The sequence below is a fragment of the Psychrosphaera haliotis genome, assembly GCF_009728465.1.
GTDB lineage: Bacteria > Pseudomonadota > Gammaproteobacteria > Enterobacterales > Alteromonadaceae > Psychrosphaera > Psychrosphaera haliotis.
In genome coordinates, this window is sequence record NZ_WOCD01000003.1 from 102579 (window position 1) to 123334 (window position 20756).

18 protein-coding genes, 4 tRNA genes and 1 pseudogene are annotated in these 20756 nt (G+C 39.9%); 4 read left to right on the top strand and 19 right to left on the bottom strand.

Translation table 11 applies throughout. From position 1 onward, the window contains the following. The 10 genes from GNP35_RS05015 to dnaQ form a co-directional block, all read right to left on the bottom strand. Positions 1 to 2043, bottom strand: coding sequence for an efflux RND transporter permease subunit (locus tag GNP35_RS05015; protein ID WP_230961312.1), 2043 nt, complete (start codon positions 2041 to 2043; stop codon positions 1 to 3). 176 nt (positions 2044 to 2219) lie between these two features. After that, a complete protein-coding gene (locus GNP35_RS05020; RefSeq protein ID WP_155695071.1) occupies positions 2220 to 3461 on the bottom strand; it encodes an amidohydrolase family protein in 1242 nt (413 codons plus the stop codon). Positions 3462 to 3471: 10 nt separating this feature from the next. Next, positions 3472 to 4851 carry an amidohydrolase gene (locus GNP35_RS05025; RefSeq protein WP_155695073.1) on the bottom strand — a complete coding sequence of 460 codons (1380 nt, stop codon included), beginning with the start codon at positions 4849 to 4851 and terminating at the stop codon, positions 3472 to 3474. Positions 4852 to 5175: 324 nt separating this feature from the next. Next, positions 5176 to 5252: transfer RNA gene (locus GNP35_RS05030), tRNA-Asp, on the bottom strand. A 21-nt stretch (positions 5253 to 5273) separates the two neighbouring features. Further along, a tRNA-Asp gene (locus tag GNP35_RS05035) sits at positions 5274 to 5350 on the bottom strand. A gap of 25 nt (positions 5351 to 5375) precedes the next feature. Continuing rightward, positions 5376 to 5452: transfer RNA gene (locus tag GNP35_RS05040), tRNA-Asp, on the bottom strand. 37 nt (positions 5453 to 5489) lie between these two features. Then, positions 5490 to 5566 (bottom strand) — tRNA-Asp (locus tag GNP35_RS05045). A gap of 109 nt (positions 5567 to 5675) precedes the next feature. Beyond that, positions 5676 to 6179: a hypothetical protein gene (locus tag GNP35_RS05050; RefSeq protein WP_196492434.1), complete on the bottom strand. Its 504-nt coding sequence runs from the start codon at positions 6177 to 6179 to the stop codon at positions 5676 to 5678. A gap of 99 nt (positions 6180 to 6278) precedes the next feature. After that, positions 6279 to 7175, bottom strand: a complete 897-nt coding sequence (locus GNP35_RS05060; RefSeq protein ID WP_155695078.1) for a hypothetical protein — start codon at positions 7173 to 7175, stop codon at positions 6279 to 6281. Next, on the bottom strand, positions 7154 to 7864 hold the full coding sequence (dnaQ, locus tag GNP35_RS05065) for a DNA polymerase III subunit epsilon (protein WP_155695079.1): 711 nt from the start codon (positions 7862 to 7864) through the stop codon (positions 7154 to 7156). Before dnaQ ends, GNP35_RS05060 begins: the two co-directional genes overlap by 22 nt. Before the next feature lie 82 nt (positions 7865 to 7946). On the opposite strand from dnaQ, the gene rnhA reads away from it, so the two are divergent. Next, complete coding sequence (gene rnhA, locus GNP35_RS05070; RefSeq protein WP_155695081.1) at positions 7947 to 8408, top strand: ribonuclease HI; 462 nt, start codon at positions 7947 to 7949, stop codon at positions 8406 to 8408. Between the two features lie 55 nt (positions 8409 to 8463). Here rnhA and GNP35_RS05075 read toward each other — a convergent pair whose 3' ends face one another. From GNP35_RS05075 to GNP35_RS05115, 9 genes and pseudogenes are all read right to left on the bottom strand, one after another. Then, entirely contained in the window at positions 8464 to 9345 is an 882-nt protein-coding gene (locus GNP35_RS05075; protein ID WP_155695083.1) for a DMT family transporter, read from the bottom strand. Positions 9346 to 9410: 65 nt separating this feature from the next. Next, positions 9411 to 10647: pseudogene (locus GNP35_RS05080) on the bottom strand (ABC transporter permease). Then, positions 10640 to 11122 (bottom strand): efflux RND transporter periplasmic adaptor subunit, encoded by a 483-nt coding sequence (locus GNP35_RS05085; RefSeq protein WP_196492435.1) that lies wholly within the window; start codon positions 11120 to 11122, stop codon positions 10640 to 10642. Before GNP35_RS05085 ends, GNP35_RS05080 begins: the two are co-directional and overlap by 8 nt. A 124-nt stretch (positions 11123 to 11246) precedes the next feature. Beyond that, positions 11247 to 11840, bottom strand: coding sequence for a hypothetical protein (locus tag GNP35_RS05090; protein ID WP_155695086.1), 594 nt, complete (start codon positions 11838 to 11840; stop codon positions 11247 to 11249). After that, positions 11837 to 12829 carry an HlyD family secretion protein gene (locus GNP35_RS05095; protein WP_196492436.1) on the bottom strand — a complete coding sequence of 331 codons (993 nt, stop codon included), beginning with the start codon at positions 12827 to 12829 and terminating at the stop codon, positions 11837 to 11839. Before GNP35_RS05095 ends, GNP35_RS05090 begins: the two co-directional genes overlap by 4 nt. Then, a complete protein-coding gene (locus GNP35_RS05100) occupies positions 12822 to 13814 on the bottom strand; it encodes an HlyD family secretion protein (RefSeq protein ID WP_196492437.1) in 993 nt (330 codons plus the stop codon). The genes GNP35_RS05095 and GNP35_RS05100 overlap by 8 nt, the downstream gene beginning before the upstream one ends. Next, a complete protein-coding gene (locus tag GNP35_RS05105; protein WP_155695092.1) occupies positions 13807 to 14487 on the bottom strand; it encodes an ABC transporter ATP-binding protein in 681 nt (226 codons plus the stop codon). The genes GNP35_RS05100 and GNP35_RS05105 overlap by 8 nt, the downstream gene beginning before the upstream one ends. A gap of 66 nt (positions 14488 to 14553) precedes the next feature. Continuing rightward, a complete protein-coding gene (locus tag GNP35_RS05110; RefSeq protein ID WP_196492438.1) occupies positions 14554 to 15258 on the bottom strand; it encodes an START domain-containing protein in 705 nt (234 codons plus the stop codon). 265 nt (positions 15259 to 15523) lie between these two features. Continuing rightward, positions 15524 to 17044, bottom strand: a complete 1521-nt coding sequence (locus tag GNP35_RS05115) for a fumarate hydratase (RefSeq protein WP_155695096.1) — start codon at positions 17042 to 17044, stop codon at positions 15524 to 15526. A gap of 210 nt (positions 17045 to 17254) precedes the next feature. On the opposite strand from GNP35_RS05115, the gene pabB reads away from it, so the two are divergent. The 3 genes from pabB (at position 17255) to GNP35_RS05130 (ending at position 20704) form a co-directional block, all read left to right on the top strand. Continuing rightward, complete coding sequence (pabB, locus tag GNP35_RS05120) at positions 17255 to 18652, top strand: aminodeoxychorismate synthase component I (protein ID WP_155695098.1); 1398 nt, start codon at positions 17255 to 17257, stop codon at positions 18650 to 18652. Positions 18653 to 18662: 10 nt separating this feature from the next. Beyond that, positions 18663 to 19244 carry a CoA pyrophosphatase gene (locus tag GNP35_RS05125; RefSeq protein WP_155695100.1) on the top strand — a complete coding sequence of 194 codons (582 nt, stop codon included), beginning with the start codon at positions 18663 to 18665 and terminating at the stop codon, positions 19242 to 19244. A gap of 83 nt (positions 19245 to 19327) precedes the next feature. Continuing rightward, complete coding sequence (locus GNP35_RS05130) at positions 19328 to 20704, top strand: L-serine ammonia-lyase (protein ID WP_155695102.1); 1377 nt, start codon at positions 19328 to 19330, stop codon at positions 20702 to 20704. The last annotated feature ends 52 nt before the right edge of the window (positions 20705 to 20756 follow it).

Here is a 20756-nt window from a genome sequence, read left to right on the forward strand (position 1 = left end):
TCAAATAGGCTTTACCGGCCCATCCTGTAGAAATGTTTTCTGGTAATGGATTTTTTTAATATATTGTTCAACGGATTCTATAACCGAGGACATATGCTGGTTGTCGCCGCTGGTTAACTGTAACCAAACCAAACTTTTTCTATAGTCTGGTGTTACAAAGTGCCATAAGTCTCCCGGTCGATGTGACGATTGGTACTGAATTAAGGTTTGAGCAACACCATTTGCAGAGTCTGGCAATTGGTAATCGACAAATTCACCACTTCGTAACTCTCGGTTCACTACTTTTACAATATCCGCCAATGAGTTCGACTTACCCACTAAACCAGTTGTTGCCAAATAGTTTTGTAAATTCTCTATGTAAGTTAATACTTCAGGTGATGTGAATCGCTTTGATTTTTGCTGGGCAATTTCAATTGATTTAAGTTTAGACTCCAACCAAGTAATGGCTGGTTTATCAGACACTTCAAATAACACATCTTCAATTTCATAAACCAGTGTATTTAATTGGTTTGCTACAGTTTTATCGTTTGATAAAGAGACTTGCAGTTGACTCGCATGCCACTCAATTAAACTGGCAGGAATTTCACTACCTTCCAACAAGGTTTTAACAGAAGGCAGCACCGACTCGTCTTGCAATACAAAGTAAGCGTCATAAGTTCCTGCAAACTGTTGGTTTAATTCTTTGTCGGCAACGCGAATTGGATGATCTTCTTTGAACCAACGTACAGGATTGTCATTAATTTGAATTTTAGTAACACCAATAGCAGACCAAATAAAAATTAGACCGAAAATGACTATGTACAAGACTTGGCGTTTTTTCGCAATCTTTCCAATAACATTAACAAACGCAGCTAGACCACTTTTTTGCTCTAAACTTTGTTGATGGGAGTCTTGCAACTGTTTTAACGACTTATCGCTAAGACGACTAATGTATGCTGGTACAAATAATATGGTGGTCACAAACGCTAAAATAATACCAAACCCGATAAACGCACCAAATATTTGCACTGGTGGGATTGGTGTTAGCATAAGTGATAAAAAGCCAATCGTAGATGTCACTGAAGTAAATAACATAGGTGTAAATAATTCACCAACCACGGTCTTAATAACGGATTTTTTGTCTTGCCCTTCTTTATAACGGTCTGCAAATTCCGACATTATATGAACCGAATCAACCACGGCTATCGGCATTAAAAAAATCGCAATCATAGAAGACATGATATGAACCGTATAACCTAAACCAATCAACAAACCCATAGTTACGATTACGGTTGTCATTGCCACAATCATGGCTGCAGAAATAAATTTTACATTTTTAAACAGAATAAATAATAGGATAAAGATAGCTAAACCAGCTAGCGGTGCAGATATACCCATTTGGACAAACATTTCATAACCAAAGCGGTCTTCTGCAACGGGTAAACCGGTTATATGCCAATCAGCTGATGACGAAAATGAATCAATCGACGTTTGAATTTCTTGGGCGATTAAATAGCTTTTGTTTTTATCTTCAAGTGGGACATATATCGCCACTGCATTACCATTTTCAGAGGCTAAGGTATTGTTTAATAGTGGTAACTTCTTTATCTTTTCTAAAACAGCACTTGCATTCTTTTGGTTCTCAGGCGCTTGCTTCATCAACCATTCAAATCGAATTGCGTTTGAACCAAATTCCGTTTGCTCCTGAGTTACATTATCCACTACAGAAACCGACATAACGTCTTTTTCAATAACACCCTCAATACTTAAAATGTGTTTTGTTAACTGCTCTATTTCTTTTAGTACTGTGGGTGTAAACACACCAAATTGATCAGTTTGAACTGCACCAACAACGATAGAGTCGTGCATTAAAAAGTCGGATTTTGTTTGGTTATGAAAAACGCGCGCGGCATTATCAGCCGGTAACATGTTTTCTGGATCAGTATCAATTTGAATTGATGGCATAAAAGCCAAGGCAACTATTACCATAATGATCATTACCGCATATATCTTTTTAGCGTGATCAAGGCTCAGTTGTATTGATGAATTTATTAGCCTATTCATGTAAGTCTTCTTAGTTGATTAACTATATATACCGACATTATATATTAGTAATTTCTAATACATAATAGCCTAACTAGAATTAATATAACCAAACAGATACTTGCATATTCCTTTTAGGTATAAAAAAAAGGGCCAGTAAATACTGACCCTTCGCGTTTATCAAATTAACCTATGGTCTATTTTATATAACCACGAGGTTTGTTTTCTTTTGAAGTATAACGATCACGTAACTTATCTTGGCGAGACTCTGTCGTCACTTGTTCACCGTCAATCCAAATGTTTTCAACTCTTGAACTGATTTCAAACGGGTCACCACTCCAAAGTACTAAGTTTGCTGGTTGTCCTTCGGCCACTACGCCACCAGGAATACCGAACACTTCCGCTACATTTTTAGTTACCGCTTTTAGTGCGCCATCACGACTTAAGCCGTTCGCTATTGCAACACCAGCATCCGTTCTAAGGTTATAACTTATGTGGGTGTCAGGTTGAGTAAGAATAAGCTTAACACCTGCTTGCTCTAAAATAGCCGCATTTTCTAGTGATGCATTTAAAGAGTCAAAGCTACCAGGTAGGTTTGATAAGCTCTCCATGATCACAGGAACACCCGCTTCTGCAATTTGCTCTTTAACGCGCACTGCGTCTTTAGCTCCAGATAAAACAAGGTTTAAACCAAACTTCTCTTTGAGTTTTAACAAATGAAGAATGTCAGTTGCTCGTTCAACATCAGCAATAAGAGGCTTTGACCCGTCTAATAAAGAAGACAATATTTTCTCTTCTTTACTTGGCTCTTTTTTATCGCTCTCTTCTTTTTTGTCTGACTTTTTCGCTTTTTCAGCTTTGTCTAAGTGAGCTTGCAGCTCTTCTTCTAAGCTAACTAAGCTAGATGCTCGTGAACCACGACGCTCTGAACCAAAGTAAGCCAATGTAGCGACATTTGACGCAACAACACTGTCATATTCACCAGACAAATCAGCAACAAATATTTGACCTGCCCAAATGCCCTCGCTACCACGAGGTGCAACTAAGCTATGAGTAATACCGCCTTTACGAGTAAAAGGAATTACGGCACTGTTTGGGTTAAAGGCAATTGAAGGTTCAAATGTAATCCCACCCTTTTTAGCGCCCATATCACGTGATGCAGATACTGCATCTACTTCAACTAGGCCTAATTGGTTCATAGATGAAATAAAGCCCGCCGTTAAAATACGACCTTGGCCATCTACAGTAGAATCTACGTTTAATTCTGCAGGGTTAATCGAAACAATTTTTCCATCTTCTATAACTACGCTAGCGCCGGTTAGAACACCCTGTTCAGTGCCGGTATAAACTGTTGTATTTGTGATCGCTACGGTATCAGCCAAACTAGCAAAGCTAGTAGCTAGGGCAGCGAAAACCAATGAGAGTTTTAAAATTTTCATGTTTTTCTCCTTATTGCTGACCTAGTAAAAAGTCACTTTTTGCTTTGTAAGTATCATCATTCGCATCAAACACTTTCGCACCATCTACAAAAACCTGTTCTGCGATTGCATAAGAACTAAATGGACTTTGGTTCCAAATGACAACATCACCAGCCTTACCTTTTTCTAGTGAACCGGTTTTATTCTCGATACCTAGCGACTTAGCGGCGTTATAGGTAATCCATTTGATAGCATCCGCCTCAGTGATTTCAAAGCCGTTTTCATTCGCTCTGTACATTGATTTCGCGGCTTCTTGGTTTAAGCGTTGAATTGTTGTGCCTGAATCTGAATGCACAACCGCACATGAGTTCTTAAACGAGTCAACGACTGCCACGTTCTCTAAAATCATGTCATAGGCTTCCATTTTGAAACCCCACCAGTCTGGCCACATTGCAGCACAGTTACCATTCTCAGCTAATAAATCACCAATTTTATAGGCTTCAATTGCATGGTGGAACGTACCAGCGTGATAATTAAACTCTTTTCCAAGGTCTATCATCATAGCCATTTCTTCAGCTTTATAGCAGTGATTGTGGATTCTAATATCACCGTCTAGTACGCCTTTAAGCGTATCTAACGTTAGGTTACGTGATGGCGCCTCAGGATTTTTACCCGCTTCATAGTCGCGGTCGTATTTTTCCCATGCTCTTTTATATTCAGCAGCATCAGCCCAAGCTTGTCTGTAACCAGCCATGTTACCCATTCTGGTTGAAGGCGAAATGTTTTTACTGCCATAAACACGCTTAGGGTTTTCACCACACGCCATTTTTAAACCATATGGCGCATCAGGGAATTTCATACCTTGCATAGTATGTGATGGCACGTTTTTAAGTGTAACGCCTCTACCACCAATAAGGTTGGCCGAACCAGGCAATAACTGCAAAGTAGTAATACCACCAGCACGAGCTGCTTCAAAACCAGGATCTTGAGGCCAAACTGAGTGTTCTGACCATACTTCAGCCGTAACTGGAGCCGTTGCTTCATTACCATCGCTGTGAGACTCAACGCTTGGTGACGGATAAACGCCTAAATGCGAGTGTACATCAATAATGCCTGGAGTTACCCATTTACCTTTACCGTCAATTACTGTCGCACTGCCGTGCTCTAGATCTGCACCAACTGCAGAAACCTTACCATTCACCAATAGGACGTCGGCATTATCAAGTCGTTCACCTGTGCCCGTTAACACCGTTGCACCCTTTATTAAGGTCGTCATTTGTGTCATTGGTTCGTATGTACTTGGATATGGATTTGGATTTATTTCAACTTTCGGATCTTGAGCTTCAATGCCTGTACAGCCGGCAATAATAGAAGAAGCAATCAAGGTCGTACTAAATGCGAGTTTACGCATGGCAGGTTCCTTTTATTGTTTTTATTCAAAAGTCTGATGATTTGCATAGATATAGCATAATTATCAGATTGATGACACGAAACAACAAAAATACGATAGATCGAAGGTTTATTAAGAAGCAAAGTGTTTGTGAGCCATCTGTTTAGAGCTATTGCTAAACAATATTTAAAATAAAGCCGCGAACAAACAGTATTGGTATTGGTATTGGTATTGGTATTGGTATTGGTATTGGTATTGGTAACGATTTTAAATTGAGAATGTTTTATGGGGAATAACGTTTTGCTCTGTTTTTAGATAGTGGGGTTTATCTCAAAGCAAAAAAAGTGGCGGAACGGACGAGACTCGAACTCGCGACCCCCGGCGTGACAGGCCGGTATTCTAACCAACTGAACTACCGCTCCAACCTTTTTTGACATTATAGATGGCGGAACGGACGAGACTCGAACTCGCGACCCCCGGCGTGACAGGCCGGTATTCTAACCAACTGAACTACCGCTCCAATCTATAACATGCTGCAAACTAAGTGGCGGAACGGACGAGACTCGAACTCGCGACCCCCGGCGTGACAGGCCGGTATTCTAACCAACTGAACTACCGCTCCAGCTTAGTTTACATATTTAGCATTGCACAAGTGATGTTGGCGGAACGGACGAGACTCGAACTCGCGACCCCCGGCGTGACAGGCCGGTATTCTAACCAACTGAACTACCGCTCCGTTGCTTATCACTTGTTGTCAGCTTTGCTAAACAACGGCGCGAATATTAAAGTTTGATTGGGCAACCGTCAACACCTTTTTATAAATAAATGATTTGTTTGCTTAGTTTCTAATCATCTGGCAAAGAAAGGTCTAAAATATCATCAGAACCTTCTTGTTTTGGTGCTTTTTCAGCCGACTTTTCTTTATTTTCAGGATCTGTGTTTTTGTCTGATTTAGATTTCTTTTTGAATTTTATTAATTTAAGTGGGTTCGGTATGCTTCTTTTTAGAACAAATAACCAAATAACTAAAAAACCCACCGTTAAAATCACTAAATTCAAGGTAATAATAAGTCCTACAGGTACAGGCTCTTCTTTTACTTCTTCTACTTTATCAGCGGATGCCTCTATATTTTCACTTAATTCCTGGTCCAAAGTATCCGTAGCGGCTTCACTACCACTCTCATTTTCAGTCATTGTCGCAGCTGGGTCTGGAATGTCCGTTGTAAATATATACGCAGGAGGTGAAAGTACGAACTCTCTTCCTTCCTTGTCCTTACCAAACACTTCGGTTTCAACTTGGAATTGCCCGTAATCTGCCTGAAATAAACTGAGCGTTTCTGTCTTGATCATTGTTTAAATGAAAAGTTTCAGTGTCTCCATTTGGAAATGTAATGACGCCTTGGAAAACAAGTTGCTCATTGTCTAAATACGTATCGTCAACTTCAATCGTTACATAATGATACTTTTCATCACCAACCGCAGTTTTAACCGTAAAGCTAATTGGTGCTGGCAGGACCATAATTTCAGCTTGAACCACCTCTCTAGTAAATAACTCAGCCTGAACTCTATACTTAGGTGTCCACTTACCCACTTCACTATTAAAGTCGAACTGAACGGTAAATTCACCGTCTCGAGGCCGCTCATCCAAAAGTCGGCCATCATCAAAAACTCACCAAGTGTGTAGATACCTGCTCCAAAGTTTTCTAATTTAGCGTCATTAGTAGAGTATAAATAAGCACGCAACCTTACTACGTCTCTTATGGCTGGGTCTCTAATAAGCTCCCGAGCATTAGTAACTTTTGCTTTTGCTTTTATTCGCTCTGTCTGAAAAACCGATGAAGGTAAAGCCTCAACAACGAGTTGAACATCTGACAGCACCAATATTTTACTGGAGTCTTCGATACGACCTAAGGCTTGCCAAGGACCAGGCATGGGTTTTTTTAATCGAATTAGGTCATAACTAACATCTGCATGCCAGTCTACTTCCCCTGTCTCAGCAGCAGTAACATAAATTTTAGAACCATCAGGCTTAACCAGTACAACGGGCGTTGAACCTCGTTTTCTAAACAACAGGAGAAGTAGCTCATCTACTTCATAATCTATTCTAAAACGATTATTAAGAAGTTTGATTTGATTAGTGCCCTTAAAGTTCTTAAGCATTTCTAGCGTTGGCTGTGCTTGTGCTTTTGTTGGGTCAAGGACTTTAGGTAATACTGCGCCAGGCATGGCAAATGAATTAGCAACCGATAACATGAGCATCAATGTTAAAAAAACAAATACTCTTTTTAAGCCTAAGGCATCTACCTTATTAATAGTTCTCTTTTTTAATGCTGAGATGTTCGCCACAGTGGTACTCCACCCTCTTTTTCTATTATGTCTAAACGAGCCTCATGCTCAGATAGCTCGTTATTACTCGCTGCAACTATTTTCAAATGACGCATTTGAGTTTTATTTGAACCGTCTTGATTCAACTGTTGCGCCTTTAATTGATGCGCTAAATCCATATCAACTTGACCACCTGTCATTCGCAGGTAAACATCAGCCAAAATTTCTGAATCGAGTAACGCGCCATGCAGCATACGGTGAGAGTTATCTATCTCGTAACGTCGGCATAACGCATCCAAACTGTTCTTTTGACCGGGATGTTTGTCTCTTGCCATCACTAATGTATCGACCACTGCGCAAAACTCTGCAGTTTGTGTCCAATCCTGCCATAAAATGCCAAATTCATTATCCATGTGACCGATATCAAACGGTGCATTGTGAATAACAAGCTCACCGCCTCTAATATAGTCAAAAAACTCATCGGCAATATCCCTAAATAAAGGCTTGCCGCGCAAGAATTCATTTGTAATACCGTGAACCCCAATAGCTTCATCTTCTATCATGCGTTGTGGGTCAATATAAACATGGAAGTTATTACCGGTAAGACGCCTGTTTACCATTTCGATACAACCAATTTCAATAATGCGGTGCCCTGCTCTTGGGTCAATACCTGTGGTTTCTGTATCTAAAATAATTTGTCGTTTGGCCATAATTTACTGTATTCAATGATTTTGATAGTTAGAGTATACTCTGTAATTGAAAATAAAATCACCCATTAGGATCAATGAGTTTATGAAATCCGTACAACTTTTCACAGACGGTTCCTGTTTAGGAAATCCCGGACCAGGCGGATATGGCGCACTACTTATTTATAACGGCCATAAAAAAGAATTACATCAAGGTTATAAAAAAACCACCAATAATCGAATGGAGCTTCTAGCCGTTATAAAAGGTCTTGAAGCTATTAGCGAATCCTGCAAGATAGATGTGACCACAGACTCAAATTACGTCAAAGACGGTATTACCAAGTGGATTAAAAACTGGAAGAAAAATGGCTGGAAGACAGCAGCTAAACAACCTGTAAAAAATGTAGATTTGTGGAAAGCATTAGACATCGCGGTTGCTAAACACACAATTGAATGGCACTGGGTTAAAGGTCATAGTGGTCATACTGAAAATGAAATTGTCGATGATTTAGCAAGAGCCGCAGCAGAATCAAAAGACTTATTAGAAGACAGTGGGTTTCCTGGCTAGTCTTTGCCCCTTCTACTTAAATTATAAAAGCAGGCTTTCACCTGCTTTTATTTACTTATCTGGTTTTACTAAGTGCATTACTAACAACTGCACCTACAACAATTAATAATGTCGCAACAATTATTGAAATAGTTAGCTCACTAAAGCCAAACAAATACAAAGATACCGACGCAATTACCGGTGTACCAAAGCTAATTGATGCCAACCAAGATTGATTGCCCTGTTTCATGCCAATATCCCATAAATAGAAAGCACCGCCTGTAGGCCCTATACCAATAAGTATTAGCATCGCCACTTCCGTATTTGTTAAATCCCACACGCCATTTTCAAAGAGCAAATGACACACTAGCGCGATGAAGGCAACTGCAAGTGCGACCCAAGATATGTCTTCTACGTCACTTTTTGTTTTTGATAAAAACCAAGAGTAATTGGTCCATATAAGTGCACAACCTAACGCACAAAGATAGCCGACAACCGCTAAAGCACTTTCACCTTGGTTTGTGTCTAAACCATCTGCAATCATTACTACCGTGCCACAAAAGCCGATAATCCCGCCTAACACAGCAAAACGTTTATTGCCCTTAGTTGCCAATAGTACACCTAATAACAAAGGCCAAAGGTAGATAATTAAGGTTGCTTCAATAGGTGGCGCAAAGCGAAGTGCTAAAAAGTAGAAAATATGAAAGCCAAACAGTCCAGTTACGCCCACCAGCCATTGAGTTCGGTCCATTGCAGGCTTTTTTATTAAAGGCTCACGCTTAATTGCTCGTTTTACATAAACTAACGAGCTGGCGATAGTGAAGCAGATAAAAAGAAGTTGAAACGGTGGGATACGGTTTGTAAACACACTTAGTGCCGCCAACATACCCCACATAAAAATAGCAAAAAGCCTAAAAACGTTGCCATCATTACCCCTAACAAAAAATGAAGAGCGCATAGTAACGGATGTAGATTAAATTACTATGCTCATTAGACATAAAACTCAACAAACGTTGTTTAAGCCTAGTCGGAATGTAATGCCTCTATAGGGTTTAGTCTTGATGCTTTTATCGCTGGATAAGCTCCAAAAGAAACACCAACAATCATACATATCGCTAGCGACAAGAAGATTGCCCACATTGACCAAGTCACTGCCCACTCAGAATAAAAGCCAATCACTTCAGAAAGTAGTAGGCCAAATATAACGCCCAATACACCGCCTAAAAATGAAATAACAAAGCTTTCTGTAATAAACTGTAGCTTAATATCCTGCTTTGTTGCTCCAACCGCTCTTAATAAGCCTATTTCTTTGGTACGCTCTAATACATTGGCCAACATAATATTCATGATTCCAATGCCACCTACTAATAAAGAAATACCAGCAACACAGGCCATAACAATATTAAAGATTTGTTGCGTTTGCTCTTGCTGTGCAAGTAATTCTGATGGGATCACCAAGGTGTAATCCTCGATGTCACTATGGCGAACTGAAAGCAACTGGGAAATAGCCTTAGAAGCTAATATTGGGCTATAACCACTTTGAATAGACACTTTAACAACATCAAGTTCACTGGCTAATCTGTCTGACGAAAACTTTTTAGTGATGTAGATAGCGGAACGAAAATTCTGTTTCGGTCGCCACCCAGTTTAACGCCTTGGAATTCATCTTTATTTAGTGCCGGTGTTGTTAGTACACCAACGACCTGCAACCAAACATGATTAACCTTAATCAATTTTCCTATTGCATCTGCGTTAGGGAACAAAGACAACGCCGCATCAGCGCCTAAAACCGCAACTTGGCTAACCTTAGTATTGTCCTCTTTTGAGATTAATCGCCCACTTTGTACCGACAGATTAGCAAGTTCAAAATATCGCTCATTCACTCCTACTGTCTCTGATTCAGCTTTCCCATATTCGCTATACAAGGCATGGGTCTTTATAGACTTTTCAGCACTATAACCCGTTATAAAGGGCAAAGTAGATAACATGGCATCAACATCTGACATAGACAAGCCGAGTGATTCTTCACGTAACTCTTTAAGCTCTTCTTTATTATATTGCTTACCCTCAATAATTAAATTATTGACCCCCATTGAATCAATCAACTTTAGAGCTTCTTTTTCCGCACCTTCGCCAATGTTTAACATAGCAATAACGGCACCTACTCCAAAATCATACCTAACAAAGTTAATAACGTTCTTAACTTTTGCGACGCTAGTTCACTCCACGCATCGAATACTAAAGGCATTAACTTATCCATGCTTATTTTCTCCTGGAGTACTTAAGGCAATCTGATCACCTTCTTTTAGACCCGACATGACTTCTACTAAAAACAGGTTCTTTGCGCCCGTTGAAATAGGTTGTCTTTTGAATTCGCCACCCTGCTTCAGGTAAACAAAATTACCACCATCTTCGTTATGAATAGCTTGGATTGGCGCAAGTAGCTTTTGACTAAACTCTTCCACATGAATGGTGGCTGACAACTTGCGACCTGGTCTGAAAGTATCATTTCCCGCCTGGTCAATTCCCACCGTTACCTCAAAAAATTTAACAGGGTTTCCTCTTTGAATCGTTCTTGCAAAACCAGCAACCTCAACCACAGTGCCTTTGAAAGTTTTGTCTGGATAGGCGTCTAACGTTAAACTGACTTTCTGATCCTTAGCTAAGCCTATCGCTTCTTTTTCCAAAACGAAAAGTTTTGCCTGCATTTTAGACAGGTTAGGTATCTTTGCCACGGGTCTACCGGGAAATACCGATTGCCCAACAGAAGCAGATTCACCGCGCCAGTTTTTCTCGTAGACTAACAACCATCAAAAGGCGCCCTAACTTCTAGATGAGCTAGAGCTTGTTGGTGTTGTTCTAGTTTGGATTGATGGCCATTTTTTGTATATCTAAAACATCTACGGCACTTTGACTTTGTTCGCTGATGCTGCCCTTTTTCCAATCTAAGAACTCATCTTTTGCGCTCAAAAACTCAGTATTTTCTATTGATTCGATAATTTCCAACTGGGAGTAGATTCGCAAGTCATCAACAGAATAACTTTTCGCAAATTCAAACTCTTCACTAACAAACTCTTTTTCTGCATCAACCTCAGTTTCAAGTTTATTTTTTTCAGTGACCTTTTTGCCAATATCCTTTTCGATCAGCATCATATCTAATTGTTCATTACGTGAATCTATAGATAGTTTTTCACCATCAAACTTTACAATCAGCTCGCCCTTTTTAACGTCTTTGTATTCCTCTGCTAACCACGCAATTGTCATTGGTTGACGGCCAGGCGAGTTAATAACTTGTGATGATGCAGCCTCTAAATGGCCAGCTCCAGGTACATTTACGCTTAGTGTTGAAGCTTCAATGGTATAAGTCGGTATCGTTTCCTGCTCTTCTGAACAGCCCGACAACAACAGGAGTACCAAGCCTGGTATCAGTAATTTAATTTTTGAGCAATTCACGATTGGCCTCCTGCCATTTCAACTTTAACTTTCATGCCTGGGCGCATTATTTCTGGATTAATATTTTCAATATCAATAAAAACGTCAAAAATCACTTTAGGATTCCTATAAGATTTTGTTTTATAGGATTGACCAAGGCTAGTAATTTTACCTACAAAAGGCATCTCAGGGTAAGCATCAAGGGTGACTTTAACGTCGTCGCCAACGTTCACCTTTGTTGTATCAGGCTCATCAAACTCAGCTTGCACCGCAATTTTATCCAATGACGGAATAGTTAAAATACGTCTACCTTGCCAGATGCTTTCACCAATAGCTGGTTTCTCCCCATCCTGCTCGGTAACATACATGACTATTCCTGCTTTACTCGCTTTGACGTTAAGTAAACTGATTTCAGACTTTATGCGATCCACGTCGATAGTTAATCGGTTGATTGTTGCATCCGATACTTCCTCATTTATAGAGGTGCTTGTATAGTAACTTTGTAATCGTTGCTCAGCTTGGGCAAAAATTGCTTGCGCTATTTCGTATTGTTTAGCCTGCTTTTCTTTTTCAATACCAGAACGAGAAGCATCAACAATTTCAGCTTTGCGCTTTTCTTTGTCTCTGTTCATTTTAGCTTCTGCTCTCGCTAGCTTTAAGTCTTGCAGTATTTGGGTCTGATTTAACTCACTTTGTTCTTTTTGTTTAACGGCGGCATCAAGTTGACTTTGTTTGCTCATTAAGTCATTTCTCAATTGCATAGGGTCAAAACGAACCACAGTGTCGCCTTTTTTCACCAGTGTATTTTCTTTAACAAGGTATTGAATCTTATATTGCCACATACTAGAAACACTCGGTGGCGATACTGTTGCTGATTCTTTTGAAACTAATACACCCGTTGCTGTCAGGCTTGCTGGTTTCGTAACCTCAGTAGTTACAGTGACTTCGGATCCACAACCAATGATTTGGCTCAATAAAAATGAAGTTAATATGATTTTAGTTTTATTCATCAACATCTCCCTCCACCACAACTTGCACACTCATGCCTGGCAATAACTCAGCACTGGGTTGCTGTTTAAATTCTAAATACATACGGTGATAGGAACTATTACTCCAATTTTCTCTTTTTTCAGACTGACTAGCGACAGACACAACTTGCCCTTCGAGCTTTTGATTTGGATAGGCATCTAAACGAAGCGAGGCAACATTTCCCGCCTGTACCTTATTTACATCAATTTCGTGCACCCAAGCCTGAACTTGATACCCACCTTTACCTTGAACCAGCATGGCTTTCATTGATTGCTGTAACATGGTTCCTGCAGTAATTTTTTCACCATGCCAAGGGTGCATTGCATGCGTAACCTGACCAGTTATTTCAGCTTTTACTGACGTTCTATCTAACGTCTGGTACTGATACGCAAGTCTCTCTTCTATTTTTGTTATTGAAATATTCTGTTTTGATATTTCAACATCTTGCTCTTTTTTTCTTACCAGCAGTAACTGTTGTGCTTTAATCTTATTTAACAAAGCTCGTTCAAGCGCTATTTGATAACGGCCCTTGTCATACTTACTTACATCTGTCGACGTTATGCCAGCTTCAATTCTTGCCTTTTCCACCTCTAACTCAGCAACAACTAATGCACTTTGAGCATCTGTGACGGCTTGCTCTAAATCTAACTTTTTCTTCTTTAACAGGAGTTTTTCTGATGAAAGTTGTTCTTCACTTTGTTTAATCTGAGACTTTAAAGAACCAGAATCAAACACGGCAATTAAGTCACCTTTATTCGCTATTTTGCCCTCTTCAAACATCCACTGAATTTGTACCTGCCAACGGTCAGTTCTTGGCGCAGATACGATTTGTTTATCCAACGAAGCTATTTCCCCAGTAATCAATACTGATTCTGCATTTGCAAATGGAAAAAATAAGAAGGCACTAGATATTAAGGTGATACGAACAGATTGATGAAGTTGCGTAACTTTTCGTTTATTAAACATTATTACTCTCCATGCTAATAACTTGACCATCTTTCATTCTCACAACTCGTTCTGCAAATTCAGCAATGTCATCTTCGTGAGTAACCATAACTATGGTTTGCCCTTGTTTGTGCAAGTCCGTTAATAACGCCATGATTTCTTCTGACGTTCTACTGTCGAGGTTACCGGTTGGCTCATCTGCTAGTACAACAGCCGGGTTATTAATTAACGCTCGTGCAATAGCGACACGTTGACGTTGTCCGCCTGACATTTCAAAAGGTTTATGATGCATACGGTGTTCAAGGCCTACTTTTTTTAAAAGGTGAACCGCTCGCTCTGTTGCTTCTTCATCTGATATGTTGGAATACCTAAGCGGTAATTTTACATTACCGATGGCGTCTAATTTAGGCAGTAAGTGGAAGGTTTGGAAAATGAAACCAATATGTTCATTTCTTACTTTGGACAAAGCTTCGTCTGACATTGACGCAACATTTGCACCGTTTAAAAAATACTCTCCATGTGTAGGTGTATCTAAACAACCTAAAATATTCATTAACGTTGATTTACCTGAACCTGAGCTACCCATAAAGGCAACAAACTCGTTTTCTGATATTTCTAAAGACACACCATTTAATGCCTTTACAACTTCATCCCCATTTCTGAATGACTTTTCTATTTCTTTTATTTTAAGCATGACTTCCCGCTGTCAAATAAGCTCTACTATTTAACCACGTACCTTAATATTATCACCTGGTAAAGTCTATGCTGATGGTCCTGCATTTCCGTCGATTAATTGTAACAGTGCGTCAATATCATCACGGAGTGAGTCTGCTAAGCGACTGTTTATTAATTTAGGTGATATAGAACCTGAGAAGTCTGTGTGCATATAAATATTCAACTGCGTTTTATTGTCCGAACTTGCAGTGAGTTCATAAACAATATTTGAGGTTGCTCTAACGAGCTTTGATTTTTCTTTGTTATATTGCTCTGGGTTCGGATGCGGCGCTAAACTAATAACAACCTTTTTAGTTAGACCTTGAGCAGAAGCCGTACTATGTTCGGAAACTTTAGCCTCAAAAACAAAGTCTCTATCAGTAATAGGCCACGGCATATTAACAACGGTATAAACCACTTGATGATGCTCATTTATCTTTTTTAGGATCACCGACGACTTACATTTCAACTGCCACTGCCAACACCCATTCTCACCATGAAAATAAGGCAAAACAGAATTTAGTGGTGCATTTATCTTAACCTCTGATTTTACTTCTAAAAAACCTGAAGTTTTTGGTATTTTATTAGACGTGGTATTATCTATTGCGCTGATTGTTAACTGCGCCCTGTCAACAATATATGGCCTAGTATAAATAACCGTTTGAGGATTTTTGTATTCTAGCGTCCAATCACTTTGCTTATCTGTTGCAGCATTTGCATCAATAACACAGCTGAAGCTTACCAGTGCCATTATGAACTTTGTTAATAGCGCTTTGGTTATTCTTTTCTTGGTTAAGAGTGTCTTGGTTAAGAGTGCTTTCGTTAAAACAGTTTTAGTGCTCATTGCTAAACCGCCCTTTGTCGTAATTAGATACTAAAAAGCCAGTCACGTTAGGTAAACTGGCTTTTGACTTTGACTTAACATAAATAACCAAGCTGATAATTGAAGATGAACGTCTACTTAACCTTCACGTTTATCTTCAATTTAAACAAGCTATTTAACGGTGATGCGACTATTAGCTTTTATTCATTTCAGCTATTTTGCCTTTCCACATCGCAGGGCCAGTTTCATGTACATTATTACCCGTGCTGTCTACTGCAACAGATACCGGCATGTCTTCAACTTCAAACTCATAGATAGCTTCCATACCTAAATCTTCAAAAGCGACAACTCTAGATTTCTTAATCGCTTTAGATACTAAGTATGCAGCGCCGCCTACAGCCATTAGATAAACTGAGCCATATTTAGCAATTGATTCTACCGTTGCTGGTCCACGTTCTGCCTTACCAATCATACCCATAAGGCCAGTTTCACCTAACATCAAGTCAGTAAACTTATCCATACGAGTTGCCGTTGTTGGTCCTGCAGGGCCAACGACTTCATCACCAACAGCGTCTACTGGACCAACGTAATAAATAAAGCGTCCGTTAAAGTCTACGCCTTCAGGAAGACCTTCACCTTTATCTAACATGTCTTTAATGCGTTTATGAGCAGCATCACGACCTGTTAGAATTTTACCGCTTAGTAATACTGTATCACCGGCTTTCCAAGTCGCTACTTCTTCTTTGGTGATAGTATCAATGTTAACTCGACGAACATTGTCACCCATTTCCCACGTCACTTCTGGCCAATCTTCTAATTTAGGTGGCGTTAATTGCGCCGGACCTGACCCGTCTAAATGAAAGTGAACATGACGAGTTGCTGCACAATTTGGGATCATCACTACAGGTTTTGACGCTGCGTGTGTTGGACAAGACTTAACTTTAATATCAACAACTGTTGTTAAACCACCAAGGCCTTGTGCACCAATACCTAAGTCATTCACTGCTTTAAGTAAGTCTAAACGTAGTTGTTCATCCGACGTTTCTGCACCTTTATCCATAAGATCTTGAATATCAACGGGATCCATCAATGACTCTTTTGCCATAACCGCTGCTTTTTCTGCCGTACCGCCAATACCTATGCCTAGCATGCCTGGTGGACACCAACCCGCGCCCATTGTCGGTAATGTTTTTGTTACCCATTCAACAATGTCGTCTGACGGGTTTAACATCGCCATTTTAGATTTATTCTCAGAACCACCGCCTTTAGCAGCAATCATGACTTCGATGCCTGTTCCAGGCACCATTTCAACATGAACAACCGACGGTGTATTGTCTTTGGTGTTTTTTCTCGCACCGTTTGGATCTGCAACAATTGAAGCTCTTAATGGGTTGTCTGGGTTTAAGTAGGCTCTGCGCGTACCTTCATCCACCATTTGTTGAACTGTCATGTCCGTTTTGTCCCACTGAACACCCATGCCTATTTTCACAAAACAGGTCACAATTCCAGTATCTTGGCAAATTGGACGACGCCCCTCAGCAGACATTCTAGAGTTAATAAGAATTTGTGCCATAGCGTCTTTAGCCGCTGGGTTTTGCTCTTTATGGTAAGCCTTTTCAACAGCTTGAACATAATCTAATGGGTGGTAGTAAGACATGTATTGTAGCGAGTCTGCAATACTTTCAATTAAGTCTTGTTGGCGAATAACCGTCATAGCGACCTCTGTATTTTTGATATTATTTTGAAAACAAAACGTATGTTTATTGTCGTCGAGTTTTGTAAAGTTTCAATAAATGATCATGATTACTGAAAATTAATATTGATAATGATACTCTTCTGCTCAATTGAAACCAACATATAAACCTGCAAAATTTAAGTTAACCTTATAATTTTGTTGAATTGTTAAACAAGTTAATCAATCAAAATGTCCCAATCTGTATTTCGTAAAGCCTTATCTTTATCAAACGCTGAATTTCAGCGCGTTTTAATGTGTTTGCAAGAAAATCCTTCTTTTGTTTTCCTAGACAGTGCAAATAGTTCTTCAGAGAACAAAGGGTTTTCACTGTGTGTTTGGAGTCCTGCTGTATTACTTAAAACCTTTGGTGATGTTACTCAAATAACCAAACCTGACGGCAATGTAACAACATCTAATGAAGATCCACTGACTCTTATTGAGCAATCGTTACAAGCCCATAATTTAAAATTTGATAGTAGTTTGCCCTTTAGTGGTGGTGCGGTAGGCTTTTGGGGTTATGAATTAGGTGGTCATTTTGAGCCATTGCCAAAACCAAAACCTCATGACATTACTATCCCAGACATGGCCGTTGGCATTTACCTTTCAGGCCTAGTAATTAATCACGAAAACGGAAAAATTAACTACTTTAGTCAGTCCCTACAACCAGAAGATGATTATCAAACGCTGCTAACGATTATAGACAACAGACAGTTCGAACAAATACCTTCGCAGTCACCAAATAAAGTTTTTGCGCTTACCAATGCATGGCAATCAAACATGACGTTTTTAGATTACCAAACCAAATTTAATGCGATTCAAGCTTATTTGCAGTCTGGCGATTGTTATCAAGTAAACTTAGCACAACGCTTTTGTGCTGATTATACTGGTTCAGAGTGGCAGGCTTATTTGAAGCTAAGAGAGCAGAATAAAGCCCCCTTCTCTAGCTTTATGCGATTGGAAGAAGGCGCTATTTTAAGTGTATCGCCAGAGCGCTTTTTACAAGTAACGAACAAGCTTGTTGAAACAAAGCCAATTAAAGGTACGCGGCCTCGTGGCAAATCTATCAGTGAAGATAAGTCACTCGCCAATGAGTTATTTAATGCGACAAAAGATCGTGCTGAAAATTTAATGATTGTCGATCTTTTGAGAAACGATATTGCTAAAGTGTCTAAAGCTGGCTCTGTAAAAGTGCCTAAGTTATTTGATATAGAGAGTTATCCAGCCGTTCATCACTTAGTAAGTACGGTTACTTCGGAGCTTAAGCATAATGCCAGTTCTATTGACTTACTTCGTGGCGCGTTTCCTGGCGGTTCTATTACAGGCGCGCCAAAAATTAGGGCTATGGAAGTCATTCATGAATTGGAGCCACACCCGAGAAGTGCATATTGCGGTTCAATAGGTTATATAAAACCCAATGGCGACATGGATACAAACATCACAATTAGAACGTTAGTATGTAGTAATAATAGAATTTACTGTTGGGCTGGCGGCGGATTAGTGGCCGACTCAAAATGTGAAGACGAATATCAAGAAACCTTAGACAAGGTGAACAAAATTTTACCTACTTTAACTGAAATGACTGGATAGTAGATTTATAATGACGCCTACTGAATTTGCCTCAAGACTGTGTTTACGGCCATTTTCTGATGAAAATGAATCTGACTATGGTCGATTCGGTCCAGCGACACCGTTAAAAAGAGCTGCAGTGTTGATCCCTGTTATCAATAGGGAGAGTGGTCTACACATATTGTTAACTCAACGGGCCAATCATTTAAGAAATCACCCAGGTCAAATTAGCTTTCCAGGCGGCAAACATGACGAGGTTGACGATACACTCACTGATACGGCAATAAGAGAAAGTGAAGAAGAAATAGGCCTAAATACAAGAAAAATACAGCCACTTGGTTGGTTACCTGAACTGCATACTGTCAGTCATTTTACCATGTCACCACTTGTTGCACTTGTAGATGGCAACCAAACCTTTGTTGCTAATGAAGATGAAGTTAGCGATATCTTTGAAGTACCATTAGCTTATTTAATGGCTAGAAAGCATCAATTTTATTTAACCCCTGAATGGCAAGGTAAACCTTCTAAAATCCACTTCATCCGCTTTGAAAACAAACTCATCTGGGGTGCTACAGCGGCTATCTTACAAAAGCTCATCCGACATATCGAATAAGATTTTCTCATGCGTAGTATGATGTGAATATTTACAAACTACGTTACAATCTATCTATCGTTTTCTAAAGATAGAAAAATTAAATGTTAAGTGTTTTTGATATGTTCAGTATCGGCATTGGGCCGAGTAGTTCTCATACTGTTGGGCCAATGCGCGCAGCAAAACAGTTTGGTGACTTGTTAGAGTCTAAAGGATTGTTGTCTCAAGTAACGTCTGTACAGACGGAACTGTTTGGCTCATTAGGGCAAACAGGTATTGGTCATGGCTCAGGCAAAGCCGTCATTTTAGGTTTATTAGGTGATGAGCCAGAAACAATAGACCCTGACTCCGTTGCAAAAAAACTTGCTGATATTGACTCTACAGAAAAGCTAAATTTGTTAGGTCTTCAGCTAATAGACTTCCCAAGTAAAAACGCCATTGTTTTTCATCGCCGTAAAACGCTGCCATTACATTCAAATGGTATGACACTAACCGCTAAATCGGGTGACGAAATACTTTTAAGCCAAACCTATTACTCAATCGGTGGCGGTTTTATTGTTAAGCATGAAGATTTTGAAATTCAAAAAGAAACGGCGGTTCAGCAAGTTGAAGAAACGCCTGTTCCATATCCATTCTCAACAGGCGCAGATTTGTTAGCTATGTGCCAACAAGACGGTCTGAGCATTCCTGGCCTGATGATGGCAAATGAGAAAGTTTGGCTAGATGAAAAAGTAGTGAGGAAACAACTCGTAGAGCTTTGGCATGTGATGGAAGCCTGCATCGACCGTGGAATTAGAACGGAAGGTATTTTACCTGGTGGCCTGAAAGTTAAACGTCGTGCACCTGCGTTGCATCGCAAACTGTCCAGTGAGCAATCTAGCGACCCGTTAACGGTTATGGATTGGGTTAACCTATTCGCCTTATCTGTAAATGAAGAGAATGCCGATGGTGGTCGTGTTGTTACAGCACCTACCAATGGTGCGGCCGGTATTATCCCTGCAGTATTGATGTACTACCATAAATTTGTAAAACCACTAAATGACGACCTTATCGTTCGTTACCTGTTAACAGCAGGTGCCATTGGTATCTTATACAAAAAGAACGCGTCTATTTCAGGTGCTGAAGTTGGTTGCCAAGGTGAAGTTGGTGTAGCTTGCTCAATGGCTGCTGGCGCACTAGCAGAAATTCAAGGTGCTAGCGTTGAGCAAGTAGAAAACGCAGCAGAAATAGGCATGGAGCACAACCTAGGTTTGACCTGCGATCCTGTTGGTGGTTTGGTTCAAGTTCCTTGTATTGAACGAAATGCAATGGGCTCAATAAAAGCAATTAACGCTGCTAGACTCGCACTTCGCGGTAGTGGCGGACAAAAAGTATCGTTAGACAAGGTTATAAAAACCATGTGGGATACTGGTAACGACATGAAGTCTAAATACAAAGAAACAGCTCGTGGTGGTTTAGCAGTAAATATTATTGAATGTTAATTTTTACCCCCACAATGAAATCGGGTAAACTAGCGCCACGTTAGTTTGCCCT